The organism is Variovorax sp. UC122_21, from assembly GCF_044056785.1.
Classification (GTDB): Bacteria; Pseudomonadota; Gammaproteobacteria; order Burkholderiales; family Burkholderiaceae_C; genus Variovorax.
Window position 1 is genome coordinate 1,936,502 of sequence record NZ_CP172004.1, and the last position, 24,835, is coordinate 1,961,336.

Consider the following 24,835-nt stretch of genomic DNA (forward strand, 5'->3'; position numbering starts at 1 on the left):
GGTCGGCTACGGCAGCTTCGGGATCGACCCGCCTGGGCGTGGGCTTCGGCGGGCCGGTCGGCGAGTCGGGTGCCTACCGGCTCGACTACAGCCACAACGACAGCCGCGCCGGCAACGTGCCGGGCAGCGGCGAGCGCATGGACCACTTCACCAGCGGCCTGGCCTTCGACCTCGGCGGCTCGGTCAAGCTCGACCTGAGCTTCGACTACCTGAAGGACGACAACAAGGCCTACTGGGGCACGCCGCTGGTGCCGGCCTGGTTCGCGACCGATCCCACGAGCGTGGTGCGCACGCCCGACGGCCGTGTGATCGACCGACGCATCGCGCGCATCAACTACAACGTGCTCGACAACGAGAACACGTCCGAGACCTACTGGCTCAGCGCGCGCCTGAGCGGCCGCCTCGGCGACAACTGGTCGTGGCGCAACACGGTGGCTGCCAACAAGTCGCAGCGCCTGTTCCGCAATTCCGAGAGCGCCGTGTTCGTCGCGCCCGCGAGCATCGCGCGCGACCAGACCCAGATCACGCACGACCAGGACTTCTGGCTCGAGCGTTTCGACGCCACCCACCACGGCACCTTCGGCGGCATGGACAACCGCTTCGTGGTCGGCGGCGAACTCAGCGGCACCCGCTTCGACAGCCAGCGCCGCTTCTCCGACGGCCAGGCCTCGACCGCCGCCGCATTGCGCGTGCCGGCGCTCGCGCCCTTCACCGGCTTCTACAGCGACGATCCGCGCCTGAGCGCCACCGGCGCCGGCAACCGCACCGACACCACCTCGCGCGTCGACGTCAGTTCGGTGTTCGTCGAGGATGCGCTCAAACCGCTGCCCGGCCTCACGCTGGTGGGCGGCTGGCGCCACGACCGCACCAAGGTGCAGCGCGGCATCGCCGACCTCAACACCGGCGGCTACAGCCGCTTCGACACCAGCTACCGCACCGACTCGGGCCGGCTCGGCGCGGTCTACGACCTGTCGCCGCAATCCAGCGTCTACGCGCAGTACACCAACGCCACCGTGCCCGTGGGCTCGTTCTTCCTGCTGTCGCAGTCGAATGCCAACTTCCCGATGTCGCGCGGCAAGCAGGCCGAGGTCGGTTTCAAGCACAGCCTGCCCGAGGCGCGGCTCGAATGGACCGCCGCGCTCTACAAGATCGAGCTCGACAACGTGCTCTCGCGCGATCCCAACAAGCCCGGCGACACCGTCAACAACGGCCGCCAGTCCTCGCGCGGCGTCGAGCTCTCGGCCGTGTGGCGGCCCACGCGCCAGCTCACGCTGGCGGGCAATCTCGCGGCGCTCGATGCACGCTTCGACACCCTGGTGGAGGCCGGCGGCGTCTCGCGCGTGGGCAACACCCCGCCCAACGTGCCGCGCCGCGTGGCCAACCTGTTCGCCACCTGGCGGCCCGACAACTCGAACTTCGAGTGGTTCCTCTCGCTCAACCATGCGGGCCACGTCTTCACCGACAACGCCAACCAGATCCGCATCGACGGCTACACCACCGTCGACGCGGCCGTCAGCTACCGCCTGAAGCCCGCGCTGTTGACCTTCCGCGTGCGCAACCTCACCGACCGGCTCTACGCCACCTGGGGCGGGCGCGCGGTAAGCCAGGTGCTGCTGGCGCCGGGGCGCAGCTTCGAGGTGTCGGCGCGCTTCGATTTCTAGGCGCCCGGTGTCTGCGCGATCGCGGCGCGCAGGGCATCGGCCTGCCGCCGCGATTGCATCAGCGCCAGCCCGTTGGCGCCGAGTTCGCGTCGCCGCGCATCGTCGCGCAGCAGTGCGAGGCAGGTGGGCACGATGCCGTCGTACGAGGTGAAGGCCACGGCGCCCGCGTACGCGCGCTCGGCCTCGGGGTCGTCGCCGGTCTCCGACACCACGCAGCAGCCGTTGGCCAGCAGGTAGGACACGCGCACCACCTCGAACAGCCGGCCTTCGTAGTAGTGCAGGTTCAGCACGATGCGGCTGCGCGCGATGTAGTCGTCGCGCGCGGCGCCGTAGACGCCAAACAGCGCGACCACGCGCAGCCCCGCGTCCTCGAGGGCCAGCAGCGCCGCGCGCCGCCGCTCGTTGACCGAGCCGTAGAACAGCACGTCGATGTCGCGCGTTTCGCGTGGCGCGATGCGCCGCAGCGCGTCGGCATGGCCCACTTCGCACAGCGTGGCCGCGATGCCGATCGAACGCAGCAGCGCCACGTTGCGCGCGCTGTAGTCCCACACCCGGTGGCGGCGCAGCAGGTCGAGATAGCGCTCGGACCACCAGGGCGAGCCGGGCGACAGTTGCTCGAGGTTGAACAGGATCGCGCGGCGCGGCGGGCGGTCGGGCACCGAGGGCAGCAGGTTGGCGCCGAGCACGATCATCTCGCCCTCGGGGCGGCGGCGAATGATCGGCGCGGCCACGCCGAGTTCGCGCAGGCCTTCGCTCAGCGCGAGCGCGAACTCCTCGAAGGCGCCGCTGTGGACATAGTCCGGCGGCGTGACGATCCAGATGCTGGCAGGGGGCACGGTGCGTGCTCCTCGGGGGAAGGGGGTCCGATGATAGTCAGCCGGCCCCGGCGAAGCGTCCTTCGATCGAGGTGCCGGCCACGAGGCGCAGTTCGCCGCGGTGCGCGTCCGCGATGGCGCGCAGCAGCGCCTGGCGGTGCGCGCGGGCCAGTTGCTGCCCCGGCGTTTCGGTGGCGTCCCGTGTCGGCGCATCGACCGCATGCACGGCGATGCGAAAGCGCGCGCCGTCGATCTCGCTGACCACGATGCAGCGCGACGCGGCCCGCGGCGCGAGTTCCTCGAGCGCGAGCCGCACGAACTGCGCGAGGCGCGCCGGATCGCCTAAGCAGTCGCCATGCCCGAGCCGGTCGTGCTCGATCGCGATCGCCGCGTGCGACGAACGCCGCGCCTCGATCGCCTCGCCGATCACGTGGTGCAGCGGGAAGCGCTTCGCGGCCATGGCGATGGTCCGCCCGGCCGCGAGCCGGCAGAAGTCGGCGAGCTCCTCGGCCTGCTCATGGGCGCGCACGGCCGCGCTGTCGAGGTGCTCGAGCACCGCGTCGGGCTCGTTCAGGTCGCCGCGCCGCGCGAGCAGGTCCACGCCGAGGCGGATCGCGGACAGCGAGTTGCGCACGCCGTGCATGGCGGCGTCCATGAGGCTGTCCATCGATGGGGCCGACGGTCGGCCGCCGGGGCCCAGCGTGGTGGCGCTCCAGGTGGACAGCGCCCAGTTCACGGCAAAGGGGCGCCGGCTGACGATGAAGGCCGAAGGGGCAGCAGGCGGGGAAGCGGGCGCAGCACGCGGCGATGGCGGCTGCGCATCGCCGTTCGGAAGAAGGTCGGGCATGTCGTCACGCAAGGGCGCCGTCGGCAGGAATCCGGGCGGCCGGCCTGGCGCGCTCGCGATGTCGGCGCGCATGCGGCGGGCGCTCCGACGAAAGGAATGATGCGCTGCCGCATGAACGCGCGTTGTCGGGCGAAGCGGCAGCGCGTGTAGGCGGATACCGACGTTCAGGGCCTGCGCGCGGCCGTGCGCAGCGCGCCGCTGCATCCGAATGCCGACGCCGACAGCTCGCCGGCCAAGGCCCCACCAGAACGGCCTGCCGGCCCTGGGCGACCTGACGAGCGCGCTGGACTTCTCGAAGAAGTCCTGAGCAGCGAGGCCGGGCGCCCCTACGCGTCGGGCTGCTCGAGCACGCTCTCGAGGAAGCGCTGCGCCGCCGAGGTCTGGGCGCCCGGCGGCAGCGCGAGCGCGATGCCGATCGCGACCTGCGCGCCCGCGCCCGAGAGCGGCTTGAACACGACGTTGCGCGCCACATGGCGCGTGGCGACCGAGGGCACCAGCGCCACGCCCAGGCCGCTCTCGACCAGGCTGATCAGCGTCTGCACCTGCACCGCTTCCTGCTGCACGTTCGGAATGAAGCCCGCCTGCTGGCAGGCCAGCAGCGCCGCCGCATGCAGGCCCGGCACCTCCATCGCGCCGTACATCACGAAGGGCTCGTCGGCCAGGTCGGCCAGCGCCAGGCGACGCCGCCGCGCCAGCGGATGGTCGGCCGCGACCGCGGCCACGAACACGTCGCGCTCGGCCGGGAAGATGCGCGCATGGCAGGCGCGCCCGATCGGGAAGCGCACCAGGCCCACGTCGACGTCCCCGGCCTCGACCATCTCGACGATGCGCGCGGTAGTCGATTCGCCGAGCTGCAGCTGCACGCCCGGATAGCGCGCACGAAAGCGCGGCAGCACGCGCGGCATCAGCGCATAGGTGGCCGAGCCCACGAAGCCCACGCGCAGGATGCCGGCCTCGCCGCGCGACGCGGCCTGCGCGGCGCGCGCGAACTGCTCGGCATGGAAGACCGCGCGCCGCGCCTCCTCGAGCGCCGCCGCGCCCGCTGGCGTGAGCTCGGTGCCGCGCCGGTTGCGCACGAACAGCGGCACGCCCACCTGCTCCTCGAGCCGGCGGATCGAGGCCGACAGCGGCGGCTGCGCCATGTGCAGGCGCTCGGCCGCGCGGTGGAAGTTGAGCGTCTCGGCAAGGGCCACGAAATGGCGCAGCTGGCGGGTATCCATGATCTGTAAACGGTATCACAGAGCAGGTATTTGATATTGGACGGCATCCAGTCCCCTTCGCAGAATCGGCGCAGGAGACAAACAGACGATGCTTCCCCTGCAGGGCGTGAAGGTGCTCGACCTCTCGAGCGTGGTGTTCGGACCCCTGGCCAGCCAGACACTGGCCGACTACGGCGCCGAGGTGATCAAGGTCGAGCCGCCCGAGGGCGATTCCACGCGCCACACCGGCCCCGCGGCCGAGCCCGGCATGGCGGCCGTGTTCCTCGGCAGCAACCGCAGCAAGAAGAGCGTGGCGCTCGACCTCAAGCAGGGCGCCGCGCGCGAGGCGCTGATGGCGCTGGTGGCGCAGGCCGACGTGTTCATGCACAGCATGCGGCCGCAGAAGCTCGGCGGCCTGGGCATCGATCCGCAGACGCTGCTCGAGCGCTTTCCGCGCCTGGTCTACGCGGGCCTGCACGGCTTCTCGCAGCACGGTCCCTACGCGGGCCGGCCGGCCTACGACGACGTGATCCAGGGCATGTCGGGCCTGGCCTCGCTGATGCAGATGCAGTCGGGCGAGGCGCGCTACCTGCCGACCATCGCGGCCGACAAGACCTGCGCGCTGGTCGCGGCCCAGGCCATCCTGGCCGCGCTGTTCCGGCGCGAGCGCACGGGGCAGGGCGGTTTCGTCGAGATTCCGATGTTCGAGACCATGGTGTCCTTCAACCTGGTGGAGCACCTCTACGGCAACCACTTCGAGCCGCCGCTGGCCGAGGCCGGCTATCCGCGCGTGCTCACGCCCTGGCGCCGCCCGTGGCGCACCGCCGACGGCCACATCTGCATGATGCCGTACACCTCGCTGCACTGGCGCCGCTTCTTCGCCGAGGTGGGCGAGCCCGCGCTGGCCGAGGACCCGCGCTTCACCGACATCGCCGCGCGCACGCGAAACATCGGCGAGCTGCTCGCGCTGGCCGGCGGCTTCGTCGCGCGCGGCAGCACCGCGCACTGGCTCGCCACCTGCGAACGGCTCGAGATCCCGGCCGCGCCGGTCAACCGGCTCGAGGACCTGCCGCGCGACCCGCACCTGGCGGCCACCGATTTCTTCGCCGAGCTCGACGACCCGCGCATGGGCCGGCTGCGCTTTCCGGGCGTGCCGGTGCGCTTCGACGGCGAGCGCGCACCCGTGCGCATGCCGCCGCGCCTGGGCGAGCACACGCGCGAGAGCCTGGTGGCGGCCGGCGTGCCGGGCGCGCATGTCGATGCGCTGATCTCCGACGGCGCCGCGATCGTCCCTTCCGCCTGAACAACGCAGCGAGAACCGCATGAACGACAAGACCGACACCTTGCCCCGCCTCACCGCCGAGGACGCCGCGCTGCCGCGCCTCGGCCAGGGCTTCGTCTGGCAGGACCTGGCGCCGGGCCAGCGCCTGCGCACCTTCCGCCGCACCATCACCGAGGCCGACCTCGTCGCCTTCATCGGCGTGACCGGCATGGTCGAGGCGATCTTCATCGACGCCGACTACAAGGCCGGCGCGATCGCCGGCCGTCCGGTGCCGGCCGCGCTGACCTACACGCTGATCGAGGGCTTCATCCTGCAAACCATGATCCAGGGCACCGGCCTCGCGATGCTCGAGCTGGTGCAGAAGATCCATGCGCCGGTGCGCGTGGGCGACCGCATCGAGGCGGTGGTCGAGGTCACCGGCATCCGGCCGACCTCGAAGGGCGGCCGCGCCATCGTCGATTCGCGCATCACCGTCTTCAACCAGCACGGCCAGTGCGTCATGCACTACGACGCGCGCCGGCTGCTCGCGGGGCGCGACGCCGCCTGAGCGCGCGGGGCGAGCGCCGCCAGAGCGCGATCCCGCCGCACCACCCGTTCCCAGTTCCAACGACAACCCGGAGACAAGCCCATGCATTCCAGCGCCATCCGTGCCGCGCACCCCACTCGACGACGCTCGCTGCTGCTCGCCACCGCGGCCGCCATCCTCGCCACGGCCGCCGCCCCAGCGTTCGCGCAGGGCGGCGGCTACCCGAGCAAGCCGATCACCATGGTCGTGCCCTTCCCGCCGGGCGGCCCCACCGACCTGGTGGCGCGCGTGCTGGCGCAGAAGCTCTCCGAGCAGCTGGGCCAGAACGTGCTGGTCGACAACCGCGGCGGCGCCAACGGCAACATCGGCGCGCAGCTGGTGGCGAAGGCACCGGCCGACGGCTACACGCTGCTCTACAACACCTCCTCGATCGCGCTGAGCCCGGCGCTCTACAAGAGCGTGTCGTACGACGTGCAGAAGGACTTCGCGCCCGTCGCGCTGGTGGCCGTGGTGCCGCTCGCGCTGGTCACCCATCCCTCGGTGCCGGCCAACAACGTCAAGGAGTTCGTGGCCTATGCCAAGGCGCATCCCGGCAAGCTCTCGTACGGCTCGGCGGGCAACGGCAACGTCACGCACCTGGGCGCCTTCCAGTTCGTGCAGGCCAACGGCATCGATGCCGCGCACGTGCCCTACAAGGGCAGCGCGCCGGCCGACGTCGACCTGGTTGGCGGCCAGATCCAGTTCATGACCGACACCGTCAACTCGGTGATGGCCTTCGTGCGCGACAAGCGCATGAAGATGCTCGCCGTGACCACGGCCAAGCGCATGTCGCTGTTCCCCGACGTGCCCACCCTGGCCGAGTCGGGCATGCCGGGCTTCGAGGTCGGCGCCTGGCAGGGCGTGATGGTGCCCGCGGGCACGCCGGCGCCGGTGGTCGAGCGGCTCAATGCCGAGATCGTCAAGGCGCTGAAGGCGCCCGACGTGCGCGAACGGCTCGCGCTGCAGGGCGCCGAGCCGCTGGGCTCGACCCCCGCCGAGTACGGCGCCTACGTGCGCAAGGAACTCGCGCGCTGGGCCGGCGTGGTCAAGGCCACGGGCGTGACGCTCGATTGACCGGAGACGCACCATGAGCACCACACCACGCAAGACCCGCACCGCACGCCGCCGCACCTTCGGCATCGCGCCCGCGCTGCTGCTCGGCTGGGGCCTGCTGGGCAGCGCCGCCCCGGCCGCCGCGCAGGACTTTCCGTCGAAGCCGATCAAGTTCGTCGTGCCCTTCCCGCCGGGCAGCGGCACCGACACTTCGGCGCGCTACTTCGCGCGCAAGCTCAACGAACTCACGGGCCAGCCCGTGGTGGTCGAGAACAAGCCCGGCGCCAACGGCTTCATCGCCGTGAAGGCCGTGCTCGCGGCGCCGGCCGATGGCTACACCGTGTTCGTCGGCAGCAACTCCACGCTCGCGGTCAACGTCGCGCTGTTCAGGCAGCTGCCCTACGACCCCGTGGCCGACCTCGCGCCGCTCACGATGATGATGCGTTCGCCCGCGCTCGTCGTGGTGCCCGGCAACTCCGAATACAAGACGCTGCCGGCGCTGATCGCGGGCGCCAAGGCCAAGCCCGGCGTGCTCAACTACGGCGCGGGCTCGGCCGGCTACCAGCTGATGTCGGAACTCTTCAACGACGCGGCCAGGGTGCAGACCGCGCACGTGCCGTTCAAGGGCGCGGCGGAGGCCGTGATCGCGGTGGTCTCGGGCACGGTGAACTTCGCCTTCGCCGAGATCACCAGCGTGCAGGAGCTCGCGCGCTCGGGCAAGGTGCATGCGCTGGCCGTGGCCTCCGACCGGCGCGTGCCCGCGCTGCCCGAGGTGCCCACGGCGGCCGAGGCCGGCCTGCCGGGCTTCACGGCCTACACCTGGGTGGCAGGCATGGTGTCGGCGAAGACACCGAAGGCCGAGACCGAGAAGCTCGCCGCGCTGCTCACGAAGATCGAGAAGATGCCCGAGACGCGCGAGTTCTACGAGCGCATCGGCGCCGAGGTGATGCAGGGCGGCCCCGAGGAGATGCGCAACTTCCAGAACGCCGAGATCCAGCTCTGGAAGCGCATCGCGGTGACGGCCCGTGTCGAGCAGCAGTGAGATGAAGAAGCCATCTGCCGATGCGCCCGTGCCCGGCGCGCTCTCGCACATCCGCGTGCTCGATCTCTCGCGCGTGCTGGCCGGCCCCTGGGCCAGCCAGACGCTGGGCGACCTGGGCGCGGAAGTCATCAAGGTCGAGCGTCCCGGCCGCGGCGACGACACCCGCCTGTGGGGCCCGCCCTTCCTCAAGGACCGCGAGGGCGCCGACACGCGCGACTCGGCCTACTACCTGTGCGCCAACCGCAACAAGAAGTCGGTGGCCATCGACTTCACCACCGCCGCCGGCCAGGCGCTGGTGCGCGATCTCGCCAAACGCTGCGACGTGCTGATCGAGAACTTCAAGGTCGGCAGCCTCGCGCAGTACGGCCTCGACCATGCTTCGCTGCTCGCGCTCAATCCGCGGCTGGTGTATTGCTCGATCACCGGCTTCGGCCAGACCGGCCCCTATGCCGAGCGCGCCGGCTACGACTTCCTGATGCAGGGCATGGGCGGCCTCATGAGCATCACCGGCCGCGCCGACGGCGAGGAGGGCGCCGGCCCGGTCAAGGTGGGCGTGGCGCTCACCGACATCCTCACCGGCCTGTATGCGAGCACCGCCATCCTGGCCGCGCTGCAGTCGCGCGACCTCAGTGGCGTGGGCCAGCACATCGACCTCGCGCTGCTCGACGTGCAGGTGGCCTGCCTCGCCAACCAGGGCATGAACCACCTGTACGGCGGACAGCCGAAGCGCATGGGCAACGCGCATCCCAACACCGTGCCCTACCAGGACTTTCCCACGGCCGACGGCCACATGATCCTGGCCATCGGCAACGACGGCCAGTTCGCGAGCTTCTGTCGCGCCGTGGGCCATGCCGGGTGGGCGAGCGATGCGCGCTTCGCCACCAACGCCGACCGCATCGCGAACCGCATCGCGCTGATCGCGCTGATGCGCGAGATCACGGCCACGCGCGGCACCGCCGAATGGGTGGCGCTGTTCGAGCGCGTGGGCGTACCCTGCGGTCCCATCAACACCATCGCCGACGTGTTCGAGGACCCGCAGGTGAAGGCGCGCGGCACGCAGATCCGCATGGCGCATCCGGTGGCGGGCGAGATCCCGCTGGTGGCCAGCCCGCTGCGGCTGTCGCAGACCCCCGTGCAGTACCGGCGCGCGCCGCCCACGCTCGGGCAGGACACGCACGAGGTGCTGGGCGATCTGATGGGCCTGTCGGCGCAGCAGATCGGCGACCTGACGAACCAAGGAGTGATTGCATGAGTGGAGCCCTGAGCTCGCTGTCGATGACGGCGATTCCGCCCGAGGACGAGGCGCTGCGCGCGTCCGTGCGGGCCTTCCTGGCCGAGGCGTTGAAGGACGTGCCGGCCCCCGTGCGCGCGCGCGCTCCTGGTCGGGCTACGACGGCGCCTTCAGCCGCGCGCTCGGCGCCAAAGGCTGGCTCGGCATCACCTTGCCGACCGAATACGGCGGCGGTGGCCGCAGCGCCTTCGCTCGCTATGTGCTGGTGGAGGAGTTCCTCAACGCCGGCGCGCCCGTCGGCTCGCACTGGATCGCCGACCGCCAGAGCGGCCCGCTGATCCTCAAGTACGGCACCGAGGCGCAGAAGCGCTTCCACCTGCCGCGCATCTGCCGCGGCGAATCCTTCTTCTGCATCGGCATGAGCGAGCCCAACGCCGGCTCCGACCTCGCGAGCGTGCGCACGCGCGCCGTGAAGGGCGCCGACGGCTGGACGCTCAACGGCCAGAAGATCTGGACCACCAATGCGCATCACTGCCAGTACATGATCGCGCTGGTGCGCACCTCGGGCGAGCCCGAGGACCGGCACAAGGGGCTGTCGCAGCTCATCGTCGACCTCTCGCTGCCCGGCGTCACCGTGCGGCCGATCGAGGACCTCTCGGGCGACTCGCATTTCTGCGAGGTCTTCTTCGACAACGTGCGGCTGCCCGCCGATGCGCTCATCGGCGCGGAGGGCCACGGCTGGGAACAGGTCACGGCCGAGCTGGCCTTCGAGCGCAGCGGCCCCGAGCGCCTGTTCTCAAGCATCGTGCTGTTCGACGAGTGGCTCGCCTTCGTGCGCACCGAGGCCGGCCGCACGCCATCGGCGGTGCGGCTGGCGGGCCGCATCATGGGCCAGCTCGCTCCGCTGCGCGCCATGTCGCTCGCCGTCACCCGGAAGGTGGCCGAGGGCGGCAGCCCGGTGGTCGAGGCCGCGCTGGTCAAGGACCTGGGCACCGGCGTCGAGCAGCTGATACCGGCCGCCATCGCCGACGACCTCCACGGCCGCGCCGAGGGCACGCCCGTGCCGCTCGAGCTGCTGCTCACCCTCGAATACGTGACCCAGGTCGCGCCCTCGTTCTCGCTGCGTGGCGGCACGCGCGACATCCTGCGCGGAATGATCGCGCGCGGCCTCGGCCTGCGCTGAGCCCGCGGCGCCAATAAGGAACCAAAGCATGGAAGACATCTACGCCGACGCCCTGCGCGGGCTGCTCGAGGACTGCTGCACCCTGCGCCATGTGCGCGAGATCGAGGCCGGCGGCCCGGCGGGCGCGCTGTGGGAAGCGATCGAAGGCTCGGGCTTCGCCAATGCGCTGCTGCCCGAATCGGTGGACGACGGCGCGGGCCTCGCGCTGGCCGACGCCTTCGCGCTGCTCGAACTCTGCGGCCGCTTCGCCGTGCCCGTGCCGCTGGCCGAGACCATGACCGCGCGCGCCCTGCTCGCGCAGGCCGGCGTGCGGCGCCCCGGCGGCAGCATCGCGCTGGCCGCGGGCCCGCTCGACGCCGATGGCGCGCTGCATTGCGAGCGCGTGGTCTTCGGCCGCGTTGCCGACTGGGTGCTGGCGCAGGTCGAAGGCGCGCCGTCGCGCTGCCTGCTGCTGCCCGTCGATGCGGCCGAGGCCACGCCGGCCGTCGCGCCGCTCGATGCCGGCCTGCGCTGGTCGGCCGATGCGCTCGCTGCCGCGCCTTCCTTCGAGGGCGGCGAGGCCCTGCGCCTGCACCAGGCACGGCTGCTCGCGGCCCAGCTCGCGGGCGCGCTGTCGGCCGTGTTCGAACGCACGCTGCAGTACGCCAACGAGCGCCAGCAGTTCGGCCGCGCCATCGGCAAGTTCCAGGCGATCCAGCACCAGCTCAGCGTGATGGCCGAGCATGTATTCGCCGCGCGCATGGCCGCGCAGATGGGCTGCACCGCGGGTGACGCGCCAACGCTCGCGCCCGATGCGCTGCGCGTGGCGGTCGCCAAGGCACGCACCAGCGAGGCCGCGCTCGAGGTCGCCGCGCTGAGCCATTCCATCCACGGCGCCATCGGCTTCACGGCCGAGTTCGACCTGCAGGTCTACACGCGCCGCCTGCATGCCTGGCGCCAGGCGGCCGGTGCCGAATCGCATTGGCACGACCTCATCGGCACCTTGCTCGTCGACGGCCGCTTCGAGCGATCGCTCGACCTGCTGCGCGCCGCCACCGATCCCATCGCGGCCTGACCGCCTCTCACTCCGGAGACATCACCCCATGGACAGCTTCCTCCAATCCGAGCGCGACGGCGCCATCCTCGTGCTCACCATGAGCCAGCCGCAGACGCGCAACGCGCTCACCGGCAACAGCGCGGTCGAGGAGATCGTGCAGGCCTGCGCCCAGGTCACGCGCGACCGCGCCATCCGCGTCGTCGTGCTGACCGGCGCCGACCCCGTGTTCAGCTCGGGCGGCAACGTCAAGGACATGCAGCGCTACGAGAAGGAGGGCCTCTCGCCCGAGGTCATCCGCGAGGAGTACCGCAACGGCATCCAGCGCCTGCCCAAGGCGCTCTACAACCTCGACGTGCCCGTGATCGCCGCCGTCAACGGCCCGGCGGTCGGCGCCGGCCTCGACCTCAGCTGCATGTGCGACATGCGCATCGCCTCCGAGAAGGCCACCTTCGCCGAGAGCTTCGTCAAGGTCGGCATCGTGCCGGGCGACGGCGGCGCCTGGCTGCTGCCGCGCGTGGTCGGCATGTCGAAGGCCTCGGAGATGGCCTTCACCGGCGATACCCTCGACGCGCAGGAAGCGCTGGCCTGCGGCCTGGTCTCGCGCGTGGTGCCGCACGAGCGGCTGATGGAGGAGAGCCTCAAGCTCGCCGCGCGCGTGGCCGCCAACCCCGGCGGCGTGCTGCGCATGACCAAGCGGCTGCTGCGCGAGGGCGAGCGCAGCACGCTCGAATCGCTGCTCGAGATGTCGGCGGGGTATCAGGCCATTGCGCACATGACGGCCGATCACCGGGAGGCGGTGCGGGCGTTCATCGAGAAGCGCAAGCCGGTGTTCGGGGACGAGTGACGGCCGCCTTCGTCCGGGCGACGTGCGTGCGATCGCACGTGTTCACGACAGCTTTGCTGTCAGTCGATAAAAGTTCGTTCACATTCATTGGAAAAGTAGTCGATCTCTCTGAGTAATCAGTGCCATTTTCGCAACTCGGTGGCTTTACCAGAATTCTCCGGTCCTGATAATCGGCACCCCCCAATGAATGCGCCGACAAAAGAGCGCTGGGGGTTTGATTCAGGGAAGGACACAAGAGATGAATCGCCAGTTGCATCGCGTCGTCTTCAATGCCGCCAGGGGCATGCGGATGGTGACGCAGGAGACGGCCAGGAGCACCGGCAAGGGCTCCAGCAAGGCCACATCGACGATGGCGCACGACGCCCCGGACGGCGCGAGGACCTGGGGCGCCATGCCGGCCGCCATCGCGCTGGCCGGCATGTTGGCAACCCTATCGGCGCAGGCCCAGATCGTCGGAGCACCCAACGTTCCCGGCAATCTGCGCCCCACCGTGCTGGTCGCACCCAATGGCGTTCCGCTCGTCAACATACGAACTCCGAGCACCGCCGGCGTCTCGCACAACGTCTACAACGCCTTCAACGTCAGTGCCAACGGCGCCATCCTCAACAACAGCCGGGGGGAACGTGCAGACCCAGCTCGGCGGCTTCGTGCAGGGAAATCCCAACCTGGCCACGGGGCCCGCGCGCATCATCGTCAACGAAGTGAACGGCGGCAATCCGAGCCTGCTTCGCGGCTATCTGGAAGTTGCGGGCCAGCGCGCCGAGATCATCATCGCCAACCCTGCGGGCATCAGTGTCGATGGCGGCGGCTTCATCAACGCATCGAAGGCGACGTTGACGACAGGGACGCCGCAGTTCAACGCGATCGGTGGGCTCGACAGCTTCGTCGTGCGTGGCGGCACCGTGAGCATCGATGGCGCGGGCCTCGATGCAAGAAGAACCGACTATGCGGCCATTCTCGCGCGCGCCGTGCAGGTCAACGCCGGCATCTGGGCCAGCGAGCTCAAGGTGGTGACGGGCGCCAACCAGATCGGTGCCGATCATGCGCAGATCGCGCCCACGACTGGAGCGGGCGCGACACCCGCTTTTGCTCTGGACGTCTCCCGGCTCGGCGGGATGTTCGCCCATCACATCTTCCTGAAGGGCACGGAGGCCGGCCTGGGCGTGCGCAATGCCGGCAACATCGGCGCGAGCGCCGGCCAGTTGATCGTCACCGCGACGGGCCGACTCGAGAACACCGGCACACTCGAAGGCACGCGCGTGGAGATCGCGGGGGCTGGCGATATCGACAACCGCGGCGGGACGATCCGGCAAACCAGCGGTACAGGGCTTGTGATCGCTTCGCCGACGCTGTCCAACACGAACGGGGGCGTGATCGGTGTCGAACGGTTGCCGGCCTCGACGACCGGCGGTGCGGATGGCGGCGCGGGCGCCACCACAGGCGGCACCTCCGGAACGGGTGCGCCGGCCAATGGCTCCGGCTCAGGTGGCGCTGCGGCTGCAACCGTGTCAGCATCAGCACCAGCGCCCTTCATACCCACCTCCCCCGGTGCCGTCACGGCCACGGGCGCCATCCTGAACGACGGCGGGAAGATCTACGCAGGTGGACCGATCGCGTTGCAGACCCCACGGATCAGCAATGCGGGAGGCGTACTTTCGGTGGCCAGCATGGCGGTTACCGGCCCGGACTTCAGCAACGCAGGCGGCACGCTCCATGTCAGCGACACCTTCAGCGCCAACGTCGGTCGGTTCGACAACACGGGTGGCAAGCTGAACGCAGGCGCGTTGAACATCGCGACCGGCAACGACCTGCTCAACAACGACGGCGTATTGGCGAGCGCCACGCATGCCAGCCTCACGGTCGGCGGCAAGGCAGACAACCTGCGCGGAACTATCTCCGCGGCAGGAGCCTTGGGTGCGACCGTGGCGGGCGCCATGAACAACAGCAGTGGCACCTTGGCCTCCAACGAGGCGCTGACGCTCGATGCCGGTTCGCTGGACAACACGCAGGGCCGCATCCAGTCCGCCCAGGCCGGCGTGCGGCTCGGCGTGACTCATGCGCTGGGCAACGGCGGTGGCGGCAGCATTCAGGCAGCCAGCGACCTCGGCATCCGCTCGGGCTCGCTGGCCAACGGAGGGAGCCTGCGCGGCGGCAACGATGCCGATATCGTGGTCGTCGGCGCGATGACCAACGATGGCAGCGTGACCGCGAGACGGCACGCCACCATCGCGGCTGGCAGCGTGCAAAGCAGTGGCACCGCTGTGCTCGGCGCCGGCATCCGCGATGACGGCAAGGTCGGCGGAGCCGGCGATCTGCGCGTGACCGCCGCCGGCGCGCTGGTCGCCAATGGCAGCAGCCTGGCGGCCGGCGATGCAGTGCTCCAGGGGGCGAGCGTCGATCTCTCCGGCAGCCAGACCCATGCAGCCGACATCACGATCACGGCCACGCAGGGCAATGTCGTCACTACCAACGCCGCGGTGACCACTCCCGGCACGCTGGCGATCGGCGCCAACGGCAATGCCGCGCAAACCCTCGTCAACGACGCCGGCAAGCTCGGTGCTGCCCGGTTGCGGATCGGGGTCTCGAACATCGCCAACACGAACAAGGGCGAGATCGTGCAGACCGGCAACGGAGTCACCCGGATCGTGGCCTCCGGCGCCATCGACAACAGCGGTGGGACGTTGGCGAGCAACGGTGGCTTCGATCTCGTCGCGGCGAGCCTGAGCAACAGGAGCGGCATCCTGCGGGCGGCTCAGGCGTCGGACCTGGTGGTCGCGGTGGCGGGCCTCGTGGACAACCGCCAGGGCGAAATAAGCGCGGGCGGCAACGCCGCGCTTCGAGCGGGCGGTCTCGACAACGAGAACGGACGCATCGCGGCCGCTGGCGATGTATCGAGCGCCACGAGCGGCGAGATCAGCAACCGTGGCGGCACGATGGCCGCGAACGGGCGTGTCACGCTGAACGCCGCAAGCCTGGACAACACGGGCGGCAAGGTGTCCGCGCTGGACTCCTTGACGGCCAGTGTCCAGGGCGCGGTGAACAACGCCTCAGGCACGTTGGTCGCCGATCGGGCACTCGTGCTCGATGCGGGCTCGCTGGCCAACGACAAGGGTGCCATCCAGTCGACGCAGGCCTCGACCCGCTTGAACATGAGCGGTGCGCTGGCCAATGGCTCGGGCTTCGCGGGGGGCGCGACCGATCTGCGCATCGAGGCGGGCAGTCTGTCCAATGCAGGCAGCCTGCGCGCTGGCAACAATCTCGCCGTCGCGGTGGCGGGGCTGTTGGTCAACGATGGCGACATCACCGCGGGACACAACACCACCATCGCGGCCGGCGGCGTGCAAGGCGGCAGCTCGGGGGTTGTCGGCGCCGGCATCCAGAGCGACGGCAAGCTCGGCGCGGCGGGAGACCTCGTGGTGAGTGTTGGCGGGGCGCTCGTGGCAACGGGAACCCATCTCGCGGCCGGCAACGCCACCTTGCAAGGGGCGAGCGTCGACCTCTCGAACAGCCAGGCCAGTGCGGCGAACATCGCGCTCGTTGCAACGCAGGGCGACGTCACCACCAGCAGGGCCAAGGTACTCACCGCGGGCACGCTGGCAGTTCGCGCCAACGGCAACGCCGGGCAAGCGCTCGTGAACGATGCGGGCCTGCTCAGCGCCGGCCGATTGCTGATCGATGTTTCGAACCTTGCCAACACCAACGGTGGCGAGATCGTGCAGACCGGCATGGAGGCGACCACCATCGCCATGGCTGGCACGCTGAACAACGATGGCGGGCGCCTTGCCAGCAACGGACGCGACCTCGGCCTGCGCGCCGGCGCGATCACGAACAAGGCGGGCACCATCGAGCACGCAGGCAGCGGCGCGTTGGACATCGCTGGCGGCAGCTTCGATGGAACGAACGGGCGGATCACGACGAACAACGCGTTGACGGTCGAAATGTCGGGAGCTTTCGACCAAGGCGGCGGCACGACCAGCGCCAAGCGGATCACGATCGACGCCGGCTCGCTGGACAATCGCGGCGGCCAGATCCTCCAGACCGGCACCGATGCCACGCGCATCGCCGTGGCCGGTACGCTCGACAACGGCAATGCGGGCGTCATCGCCAGCAATGGCGACACGACCATCGTGGCCGGCAGCCTGTCCAACCGGGGCGGCTCGATTCGTGCGGCACAGGCTGCCGGCCTCGCCGTGAATGTGAGCGGTCTGGTCGACAACAGCGACAAGGGCTCGATCGGCGCTGGCGGCGACGTTGCCATCCGGGCCGGCAGTCTCAGGAATGACGCGGGCAGCCTGATGGCCGTCGGCAACCTCGATGCCACGGTGTCGGGCGTGGCCACCAACGTCGGCGGCACGCTCGCGGCCAATGGCAACACAACGCTCACGGCCGACAGCCTGGACAACAGCGCGGGGACGGCTGCGGCCGTCAACGGCAACCTGAGCGTGATGACCACCGGGCCGACGCTCAACGTAGGCGGCATGTTGCAGGCGGGCGGCGGCACCACGCTGAGCACCGGCGGCCTCGTCAACCGGGGCGGCAAGGTCTTCGGAAAGACCTTGTCCGTTGATACGCACGACAACACCCTCGACAACAGCGGGAACGGCACCATGGTCGCGACCGCCACGGTGGCCATTCGCTCCGGCACGCTCCTCAACGATGCCGGCCTGGTGCAAAGCGGCGGCGCGATGACCCTCGACACGAATGGCCGCAGCCTGAGCAATACCAACGCCGCGGGCCATGGCAGCAAGCAGGGTGGCATCGTCAGCGCCAGCACGCTCACGCTCGACACTGGCGCGCTCGACAATGCGGCCGGCTTCATCGGCGCGAAGAACGCGCTGGCGGCCAGCACGCGGGACTTTTACAACACGCAGGGCGGCATCGTTCTCGGCCAGTCCAGCGTCGCGGTCGTCACCCATGGCGCCACCTACGACAACAGCGGCGGCAAGACGCAGGCGGTGGGCGATCTCAGAATCGAGTCCGCGGATGTCCGGAACTCGGGCGGCCTCGTGCGCTCCTCCGCAACGACGACGCTGAGAGCCGGCACCGTCGTCAACACGAACACGCAGGGCCAGGATCAGGGCATCGAGGGCAGGAACGTCGTCGTCGATGCCGTCAACCTGGACAACGACGGGGGAGCGATCCGTGCCGACATCGACGCCACCATCGGCAGCAGCGGCACGGTCAGCAACAGGAATGGCCTGATCTCGGCTGGCGACACGCTCGCCATCGTCGACCCTCATGCAGCGAATCCCGGCGCGAAGACACTCAATCTCATCAACACCGACGGCACGCTGGTGGCCGACAAGGGCCTGAAGATCGATGCCGCCGCGTTCAGCGGAGACGGCAAGGTCGTCTCGGGCAAGGACCTGCGCATCGCGCTCACACACGACATCGTCAACAACGGCGAGGTGGCTGCCAACGGAGACCTCAGCTATACCACCACCGGCCATCTCACGAACAACGGCAAGCTGCTGGCGGGCCAGACCCTCACGGTGGGCGGCAACACCATCGACAACTCCGCCAATGCGGAGATGTCGGGGCAGCACACCGTCGTCCAGGCGAGTGGAACGCTCACCAACCGAGGCTTGATCGACAGCCGGGGAACGACCCGGATCGATGCGGGCGCGCTGACCAACACCGGCACCGGACGCATCTACGGCGATGCTGTCTCCATCGGCGCCGGTACGCTCGACAACGCGGCCGAAACGGTCGCAGGCGTGACCAAGGCGGGGACCATCGCGGCGCGTGGCGACCTGAACATCGGCGCGGCGAACATCCGCAACCGTGAGCATGCACTGATCTTCAGCCAAGGCAACATGTCCATCGGTGGAGCGCTCGATGCCGAGCGCAAGGCCACCGGGCAAGGTGCCGTGCTCGATAACCTCAGTGCCGACATCGAGTCCATCGGCAACATGCGCATCGCGATGGCGCAGGTCAACAACCGCGACGTGTACATCCGCAAGGGCACGCCCACCGTGACGTTCGGCGGCGCCATAGCCATTGCTCCGACGACGCCCGTGGGCAGCGGCATCGGCAGGACGACGCTCTACACCCTGGACGAGGTCAACGTCGATGCCGCCAACGGCCTTGTCTTCCGCAAGGACACCGGCGAACTCGTGGGCATCGGCGGCTATGGCATCTGGCAGAACGTCACCACGACCACGGAAGACACGGCGGCCGACGCCGCTCCCGCGCGACTCGTCGCGGGCGGCAACATGAACGTCGACGGCCGTCTCTACAACGAGAACAGCCAGGTGCTGGCCGGCGGAACGATCACCGCCACCAGCTACCAGTCTTCCCAGCTGTCGGGCACGCGCTCTGTCGTCGGCTCGGCCACTGTGATCGACAACACAGGGCAGTTGCAGACGCCGGTCCCCATACCGATCGTCATACCACCGCAGACGATCTCGCTGGGTGGCTACAAGTACCAGTCGAACCTGAACGCGACCACGGGCTACGACGCCGGGACAGCACCGGTCGGTGGCGCCACGGGCGGCGCGGCCGGCACGGGCGGTGTGAGCGGTGGCATCGGCCCTGGCGCCATCGTCGAGGTGGCGGCCAGCGTGGGCGAGGTGATCAAGACCGATGGTCGGAGCGTGGGCAGTTCGGCGGGCTCGAGCGGACCTGGAGGCACCGCGCCGACGGAGGCCGGCGTGGGCACCACGACCGTTGCCGCGAATGGATCGGCACAGGGCACAGCGTCCTCCGCCCAGGCCGGCGCAAGCCGGACCGTTCCGATGGTCGTGCGCACCAGCGCGCCGAGCACGGGGATTCCCAACGCCAGCCTGTTCAGCCTGCGCACGAGCGGCGGCTACCTGATCGAGACCGACCCGCGCTTCGCGAACTACCGCAACTGGCTCGGCAGCGACTACCTGCTGAACAACCTGGGCCTCGATCCGAACAACACGCTCAAGCGCCTGGGCGACGGTTTCTACGAGCAGAAGCTCATTCGCGAACAGGTGGCCAAGCTCACGGGCTATCGCTACCTGGAGGGCTTCAGCAACGACGACGACCAGTACACCGCGCTGATGAATGCCGGTGCGACCTTTGCCAGGCAGTACGGGTTGCGGCCTGGTGTCGCGCTGAGCGCGGCGCAGATGGCGCAACTGACCAGCGACATCGTCTGGCTGGTCGAACAGACCGTGACGCTGCCCGACGGCAGCACCCAGCGCGTACTGGTGCCGCAGGTCTATGTGCGGGTGCGGCCCGGGGACATCGATGGTTCGGGGGCGCTGCTGAGCGCCGATGCCACGGTCATCAAGAGCTCGGGCGATCTCGTCAATACTGGGACCATCGCGGGGCGCTCCCTGGTGTCGATCAGCGCCGCGAACGTCAACAACCTCGACGGTGGACGGATTGCGGGGGGCAGCGTCAGCATCGAGGCGAGTCACAGCATCAACAACATCGGTGCCAGCATCACGGCCAGGGATGCTGCTGTGTTGACAGCTGGCGGCGACATCAATGTGGAGACCACCACGCGCTCTCGTGGCACGAGTACGGGCATCGACCGTGTGGCAGGCGTCTATGTCACCAATCCTGGCGGTGTACTGATCGCCTCCGCGGGCCACGACATCAATCTCATCGGCGCAGCCCTGGTCAGCGCGGGTTCCATAGGCGTCGGCGCTGGACACGATGTCAACCTGGGCACAGTGACCGAGGGGTACACCATTTCGTTGGCAAGCAAGAACGGTGCTGGCATCTCGTCGGAGCGTCGTGAAGTCGGTGCGGTCATCCAGGGGCAGGACGATGTGCGGCTTGCGGCGGGCAATGACCTCAGCATCCGCGCGGGGGCGCTCGCCAGCGTCGATGGCGCATTGGTCGCCACCGCCAAGAACGACATCAACGTCACTGCGGGCCAGGCCACGACCGGCGTTTCGGTCGCGACGCAGAAGTCTTCCAGAAGCCTTCTCAAGAAAAGCAGTTCCAGCACCTTTGACAGCACCACCACGACGGACGTGCTTTCCAGCAGCCTGAGCGGAAAGAGCGTGGCGCTGGTGTCGGGCAACGATATCAACCTCCAGGCGGCGCAGCTTCGTTCCGAGGATGCGATGAGCCTGTCGGCTGGGCGGGACATCAACCTCACCACTGCCAATCGGACCACGCAGGAACTGCATGCGGCGCAGAGCCGCAGCAGCGGCACTGTCCTCGGACAGGCACTCGCCGCCGCGACCTTCGGCGGCGACGTGACAGCCGTTGCCATCGCAGGCAACAGAAAGTCCAGCAACAGCGCCAGCGCCAGTATCGAAACCCAGGCCATCGGCACCAGCATCTCGGCTGGCAACCTGCAGGCGGTGAGCGGACGCGACACCAGCTTGCAAGGCGCCACGGTCGTTGCGGACAACAACATCACCCTGATGGCGGGACGCAACCTGACCATCGAGAGCGCACAGAGCACGCGCGTGGAGAGCAGCTACGACGCCAGCAGCAGGTCCGGGATGATCGGCCAGTGGTACAACCCGGCCATCGGCAACGTCAAGGGCTCGCAGGCGAACGCGACCACCAGCACGACGCAGCAGGCCAGCCAGGTGGCCAGCCTGCAGGGCAACGTGACCCTGGTGGCCGGCAACGAATACCGGCAGACCGCGAGCAGCGTGTTGGCCGCCGGGCAGGCCGGCGCGCTGGCGGGCGGTGACGTCAACATCCTCGCGAAGAACGTCGTCATCAACGAGGCCTCCAACACCACGCAGTCCGTTACGCTGGACAGGAGTTCCAGCATCATCGTGGGCGGTAGTGCGAACTTCATGGGAGTGGGTACCGACACCATCAGGGGCGCATCCAGCACGATCAAGGTCATGGGTGACATCGGGAGCGGGGACGGCCGTATGCAGGCGCTGGGTGCCATCAATTTGGCGATGAGTGGCAAGCAGGCCTACGACAACGTCAGCACACTGGCCAACGGGTCGAAGCCGAGTTACGGCGTGAGCGTGAATGTCAGCCGCAACAGCAGCCAGAGCACAAGCTTCACCCATGGCACCCAGGCGGTAGGCTCGGGCATCGTGGGAGCGAACAATGTCAATATCGTTTCGACCGGTGCGGGCAAGGATTCCAACATTCGCATCACGGGTTCCGCGATCGCGTCGGGCAGCACGGCCAATCTGACGGCGGACAACGACGTTACCTTGGAAGCCAGCAAGAACACGAGCGTGGCGGCTGGCCAAAACGCCAGTCGGGGTGCCAGTGTGGGAGTGACATTCGGGGCCGGTGCGCAGAACGGATTCAGCGTCCAGTTGGGTGTGAACAGCGGCAAGGGCAGCAGCAACCAGAACGACGTCGGCAACAACGTCTCCCTGGTCTCCGGCGGCAATGCGGTGAACGTCACCAGTGGCGGCGACCTGAACATGCGCGGAGGCATCATCGAAGCCAACCGCGTCGTGGCCGATGTGGGCCGCAATCTGAACATCGAGTCCTTGCAGGATGTGAGCGTGGGCCGGAGCCGCCAGTCCAGCGGGGGTTTGGGCGTGAGCTTGTGCATTCCGCCAATCTGCTACGGCGCGGTGGCCTCCGTCAGCGGCAGCGCGGCAGCAGCGAAAGCGGACGGAATCTTCGTCAGCCCGTCCGTGCAATCGGGCATCAAGGCCGGAGACGGCGGTTTTGATGTGAAGGTCGCAGGCAACACCGATCTCAAGGGCGCGGTGATCGAGGGAACGCAGGCGGCGATCGACAGGAAGAGGAACAACTTCAGTACTGGTGGCTCGCTCACGACGAGTGATCTGCAGAACCTCAGCCAGTCCAGCGGCAGCAGTTACTCGGTCAGTGGGGGCTTGAACCTGGGCTACACCACGGCGCCGGCCGCAGCCACGGATACGGCGCCTGCCAGGGACATGACGGCATCGTGGACCGGACCGGGTGATCGTCCTAGCGGGGCCGCCGGAGTAGGCAGTGACAGCGGCAACAGTCAGGCCAGCATCACGAGATCCGGTATTTCGGGTATCGCGGGCGATCACAGTGTGCGAACGGGAGACAACAGCAGCGCTGGCACGCTGGTCAAGGACTGGAACACCCAGACCATCGTCAAGAACGTCCAGGCACAGGCTCAGATTACGCAGCAGTTCAGCCAAAACGCGACCAGGGCCTGGGGCGACTTGGCGAACGACAGGCTGCGAGAAGCCAAGACCAAGGGCGACAAGGATGCCATCGCCTGCTGGGAAGCGAACGGCGCCTGCCGTGCGGCGGGCCATGCGGTCATCGGTGGGCTGGCGGGAGGAGCGGCGGGTGCCACGGGCGCAGTTCTCAGTACACAGATTGCGCCGATGCTCGACAGGGTGGCTGGAGAGATGGGGCTGAGCGAGGCCAGTCGGAATCTGGTTGTGTCTGGCCTCACCACCGTAGTGGGGGGCGCTGCGAGCGGAGCGGCCGGTGCTGCTGCGGCTTTCAACGAAGTCAACAACAACTTCCTGACGGGCAAACAGGTGGCTCGGAAGCAGAAAGAACTCGTCGACTGCAAGAGGACCGACACCTGCAAGGCAGTCATCGACAAGTGGGACCGGATCGATATCGAGCAGCAAAGCCTGCTTAATCAACTTCACAGCGCCGAACGGGCCGTGCTGAGCAATCCGTCCGAGGAGGGCGTCAAAGAGCTTGCCGAGGCCAAGAAGGAATGGGCCGATCTCTACGAGAAGTTCAGGTCTGAAGGCGATACCGGAGGCATGAAATTTGTCAAGGACGTGTACTTCACGGCCAACCTGAGCTATCAGTTGGAGTGTTCCAAGACGGCGACGTGCGTCGTACCCACTCGCAGCGAGATCATGACCGGGTTGGCGATGAACATCGATATCGCGCTGGCCACGGATGGGGCGTTGGCAGGCGTGGCTCGGAGCGTGACGCGGAATCTGAGCGGTGCGATGGAAGATGCGGCGACGGCCCGACAGGCTGCCATCGACAAGAAATGCAGCGCGCATCGACAACAACGCCAATCGGGATGCCAGGCTGATTCGGACGCCGCCGACACGCGAGCAGATCAATGCCTTGATCGGTGAGCATTCGCCAGCAGGTCAAGACGGGAGGTGTTCCACTGAGCGATGCGGCGGCCGAGTCGATCATTGCGAGGGTCAATCCACCGGGCACGACGCTTGTGGTGCATGGAAAGAATGCCGAAGGTCCAGATATCACCGTGAGGAATGCAGCGAATGCCGCGGAGGTGACAACGGTACAGGTCAAGTCGGTCGCGAATGCCAGAAAGTTCGAGGCAAATCTTCGAGATGACTTGAGAAAAGCAATTGGTCCCGAAGGCGGCAGCGAGATTGTCGCCGTGCAGGTGCCCTATGGGACGAGTGCAGCGCAACTGGAAGGAAAGTTGCGCAATAACTTTGGAAATATTGATTTCACCAATCGCAATATACTGGTGGTTGATCAATTTGGAAAAATAATAATTCCACTTCAGCCCATGCAAAACTTCAAGAAGGCACCATGAGCGTTAATCACGATTATTTTGGGCACGATACCCTGACCGCAATTGGAGTAGGGAGAGGGCGACGCGCTTGGCGTCGCTGGGGACTGATGGATCACACCGGGCCATTCTTCACGCTTCATGACCTAGGCTATCCGTTCCAGCGATATACCTATCTTCCTTTGAGTTTGATGGAGCTTCTTTACGAGCGCTTTCGTGTTGCCAATCCAAGTGGCGTAACGCTGACGGATGACGATATGTTTGAAAAGACCGTCGCAGGCGATCGATACAGCGAACAAAAAATGAGCGACATGTATGACCGGCGCGAGGCTTTTTTTCGCATCGATGTCGAGGAGAGTTGGAAAGGCTATCCGTATGTCCGCCCCTACCTTCCTGAGCTCCACGAGCCAGACACGGTTGAGCGTTTGGCTAACGACCCATGGCTGGATTTGCAGTTGCTCGAGTGGGCGGAATTTCTCGGCCCAGATCGCGGCGGTATTCCCCATGACCTGTGGGTAGATCGTAGTGCCCGCTGGTCACCCGAATGGCGAGTGTTCTGCGACAGGCTCACCCCGGCCGACTGGTCCCCGGAGAACGGCTGGAAAGAATCGACGCGTTGTCCCGAATCGAAATTCCATCAATACAGGAACGAAAAGAAACCCTATTGGATAACGTCTTGAAAAACCACCGG

At 68.2% G+C, this 24,835-nt stretch carries 14 protein-coding genes and 1 pseudogene; 12 read left to right on the forward strand and 3 right to left on the reverse strand.

The features are described 5' to 3' along the window. The first annotated feature begins 38 nt into the window (after window positions 1-38). On the forward strand, window positions 39-1,661 hold the full coding sequence (locus ACHMXE_RS21545; protein ID WP_395351190.1) for a TonB-dependent receptor: 1,623 nt from the start codon (window positions 39-41) through the stop codon (window positions 1,659-1,661). On the opposite strand, the gene ACHMXE_RS21550 is transcribed toward ACHMXE_RS21545, so the two are convergent. The 3 genes from ACHMXE_RS21550 to ACHMXE_RS21560 form a co-directional block, all read right to left on the reverse strand. Further along, window positions 1,658-2,497: a hypothetical protein gene (locus ACHMXE_RS21550; RefSeq protein ID WP_395351191.1), complete on the reverse strand. Its 840-nt coding sequence runs from the start codon at window positions 2,495-2,497 to the stop codon at window positions 1,658-1,660. The genes ACHMXE_RS21545 and ACHMXE_RS21550 overlap by 4 nt on opposite strands. Window positions 2,498-2,534: 37 nt before the next feature. Beyond that, the gene (locus tag ACHMXE_RS21555) at window positions 2,535-3,395 is read right to left on the reverse strand and encodes a hypothetical protein (RefSeq protein WP_395351192.1); all 861 of its coding nucleotides are present in this window, start codon (window positions 3,393-3,395) and stop codon (window positions 2,535-2,537) included. Between the two features lie 254 nt (window positions 3,396-3,649). After that, window positions 3,650-4,543, reverse strand: a complete 894-nt coding sequence (locus ACHMXE_RS21560) for a LysR family transcriptional regulator (protein WP_203201999.1) — start codon at window positions 4,541-4,543, stop codon at window positions 3,650-3,652. Window positions 4,544-4,631: 88 nt separating this feature from the next. Between ACHMXE_RS21560 and ACHMXE_RS21565 the strand changes: the two genes are divergently transcribed. From ACHMXE_RS21565 to ACHMXE_RS21615, 11 genes and pseudogenes are all read left to right on the forward strand, one after another. Further along, complete coding sequence (locus tag ACHMXE_RS21565; protein WP_395351194.1) at window positions 4,632-5,825, forward strand: CaiB/BaiF CoA transferase family protein; 1,194 nt, start codon at window positions 4,632-4,634, stop codon at window positions 5,823-5,825. A 19-nt stretch (window positions 5,826-5,844) separates the two neighbouring features. After that, complete coding sequence (locus tag ACHMXE_RS21570; RefSeq protein WP_395351196.1) at window positions 5,845-6,351, forward strand: MaoC family dehydratase; 507 nt, start codon at window positions 5,845-5,847, stop codon at window positions 6,349-6,351. An 81-nt stretch (window positions 6,352-6,432) separates the two neighbouring features. Beyond that, on the forward strand, window positions 6,433-7,443 hold the full coding sequence (locus ACHMXE_RS21575; protein ID WP_395351197.1) for a tripartite tricarboxylate transporter substrate binding protein: 1,011 nt from the start codon (window positions 6,433-6,435) through the stop codon (window positions 7,441-7,443). Between the two features lie 13 nt (window positions 7,444-7,456). Further along, window positions 7,457-8,464 carry a Bug family tripartite tricarboxylate transporter substrate binding protein gene (locus ACHMXE_RS21580; RefSeq protein ID WP_395351199.1) on the forward strand — a complete coding sequence of 336 codons (1,008 nt, stop codon included), beginning with the start codon at window positions 7,457-7,459 and terminating at the stop codon, window positions 8,462-8,464. Between the two features lies 1 nt (window position 8,465). Beyond that, on the forward strand, window positions 8,466-9,716 hold the full coding sequence (locus ACHMXE_RS21585) for a CaiB/BaiF CoA transferase family protein (protein ID WP_395351201.1): 1,251 nt from the start codon (window positions 8,466-8,468) through the stop codon (window positions 9,714-9,716). Beyond that, a pseudogene (locus tag ACHMXE_RS21590) lies at window positions 9,713-10,878 on the forward strand (acyl-CoA dehydrogenase family protein). The gene ACHMXE_RS21585 and the pseudogene ACHMXE_RS21590 overlap by 4 nt, the downstream one beginning before the upstream one ends. Window positions 10,879-10,906: 28 nt before the next feature. Continuing rightward, a complete protein-coding gene (locus ACHMXE_RS21595; RefSeq protein ID WP_395351202.1) occupies window positions 10,907-11,932 on the forward strand; it encodes an acyl-CoA dehydrogenase family protein in 1,026 nt (341 codons plus the stop codon). A gap of 28 nt (window positions 11,933-11,960) precedes the next feature. Continuing rightward, window positions 11,961-12,758, forward strand: a complete 798-nt coding sequence (locus ACHMXE_RS21600) for a crotonase/enoyl-CoA hydratase family protein (RefSeq protein WP_395351203.1) — start codon at window positions 11,961-11,963, stop codon at window positions 12,756-12,758. A gap of 623 nt (window positions 12,759-13,381) precedes the next feature. Beyond that, a complete protein-coding gene (locus ACHMXE_RS21605) occupies window positions 13,382-23,734 on the forward strand; it encodes a hemagglutinin repeat-containing protein (protein WP_395351204.1) in 10,353 nt (3,450 codons plus the stop codon). Next, window positions 23,731-24,168 carry a hypothetical protein gene (locus ACHMXE_RS21610; protein WP_395351205.1) on the forward strand — a complete coding sequence of 146 codons (438 nt, stop codon included), beginning with the start codon at window positions 23,731-23,733 and terminating at the stop codon, window positions 24,166-24,168. Before ACHMXE_RS21605 ends, ACHMXE_RS21610 begins: the two co-directional genes overlap by 4 nt. Further along, window positions 24,165-24,824, forward strand: coding sequence for a hypothetical protein (locus ACHMXE_RS21615; protein ID WP_395351206.1), 660 nt, complete (start codon window positions 24,165-24,167; stop codon window positions 24,822-24,824). Before ACHMXE_RS21610 ends, ACHMXE_RS21615 begins: the two co-directional genes overlap by 4 nt. The last annotated feature ends 11 nt before the right edge of the window (window positions 24,825-24,835 follow it).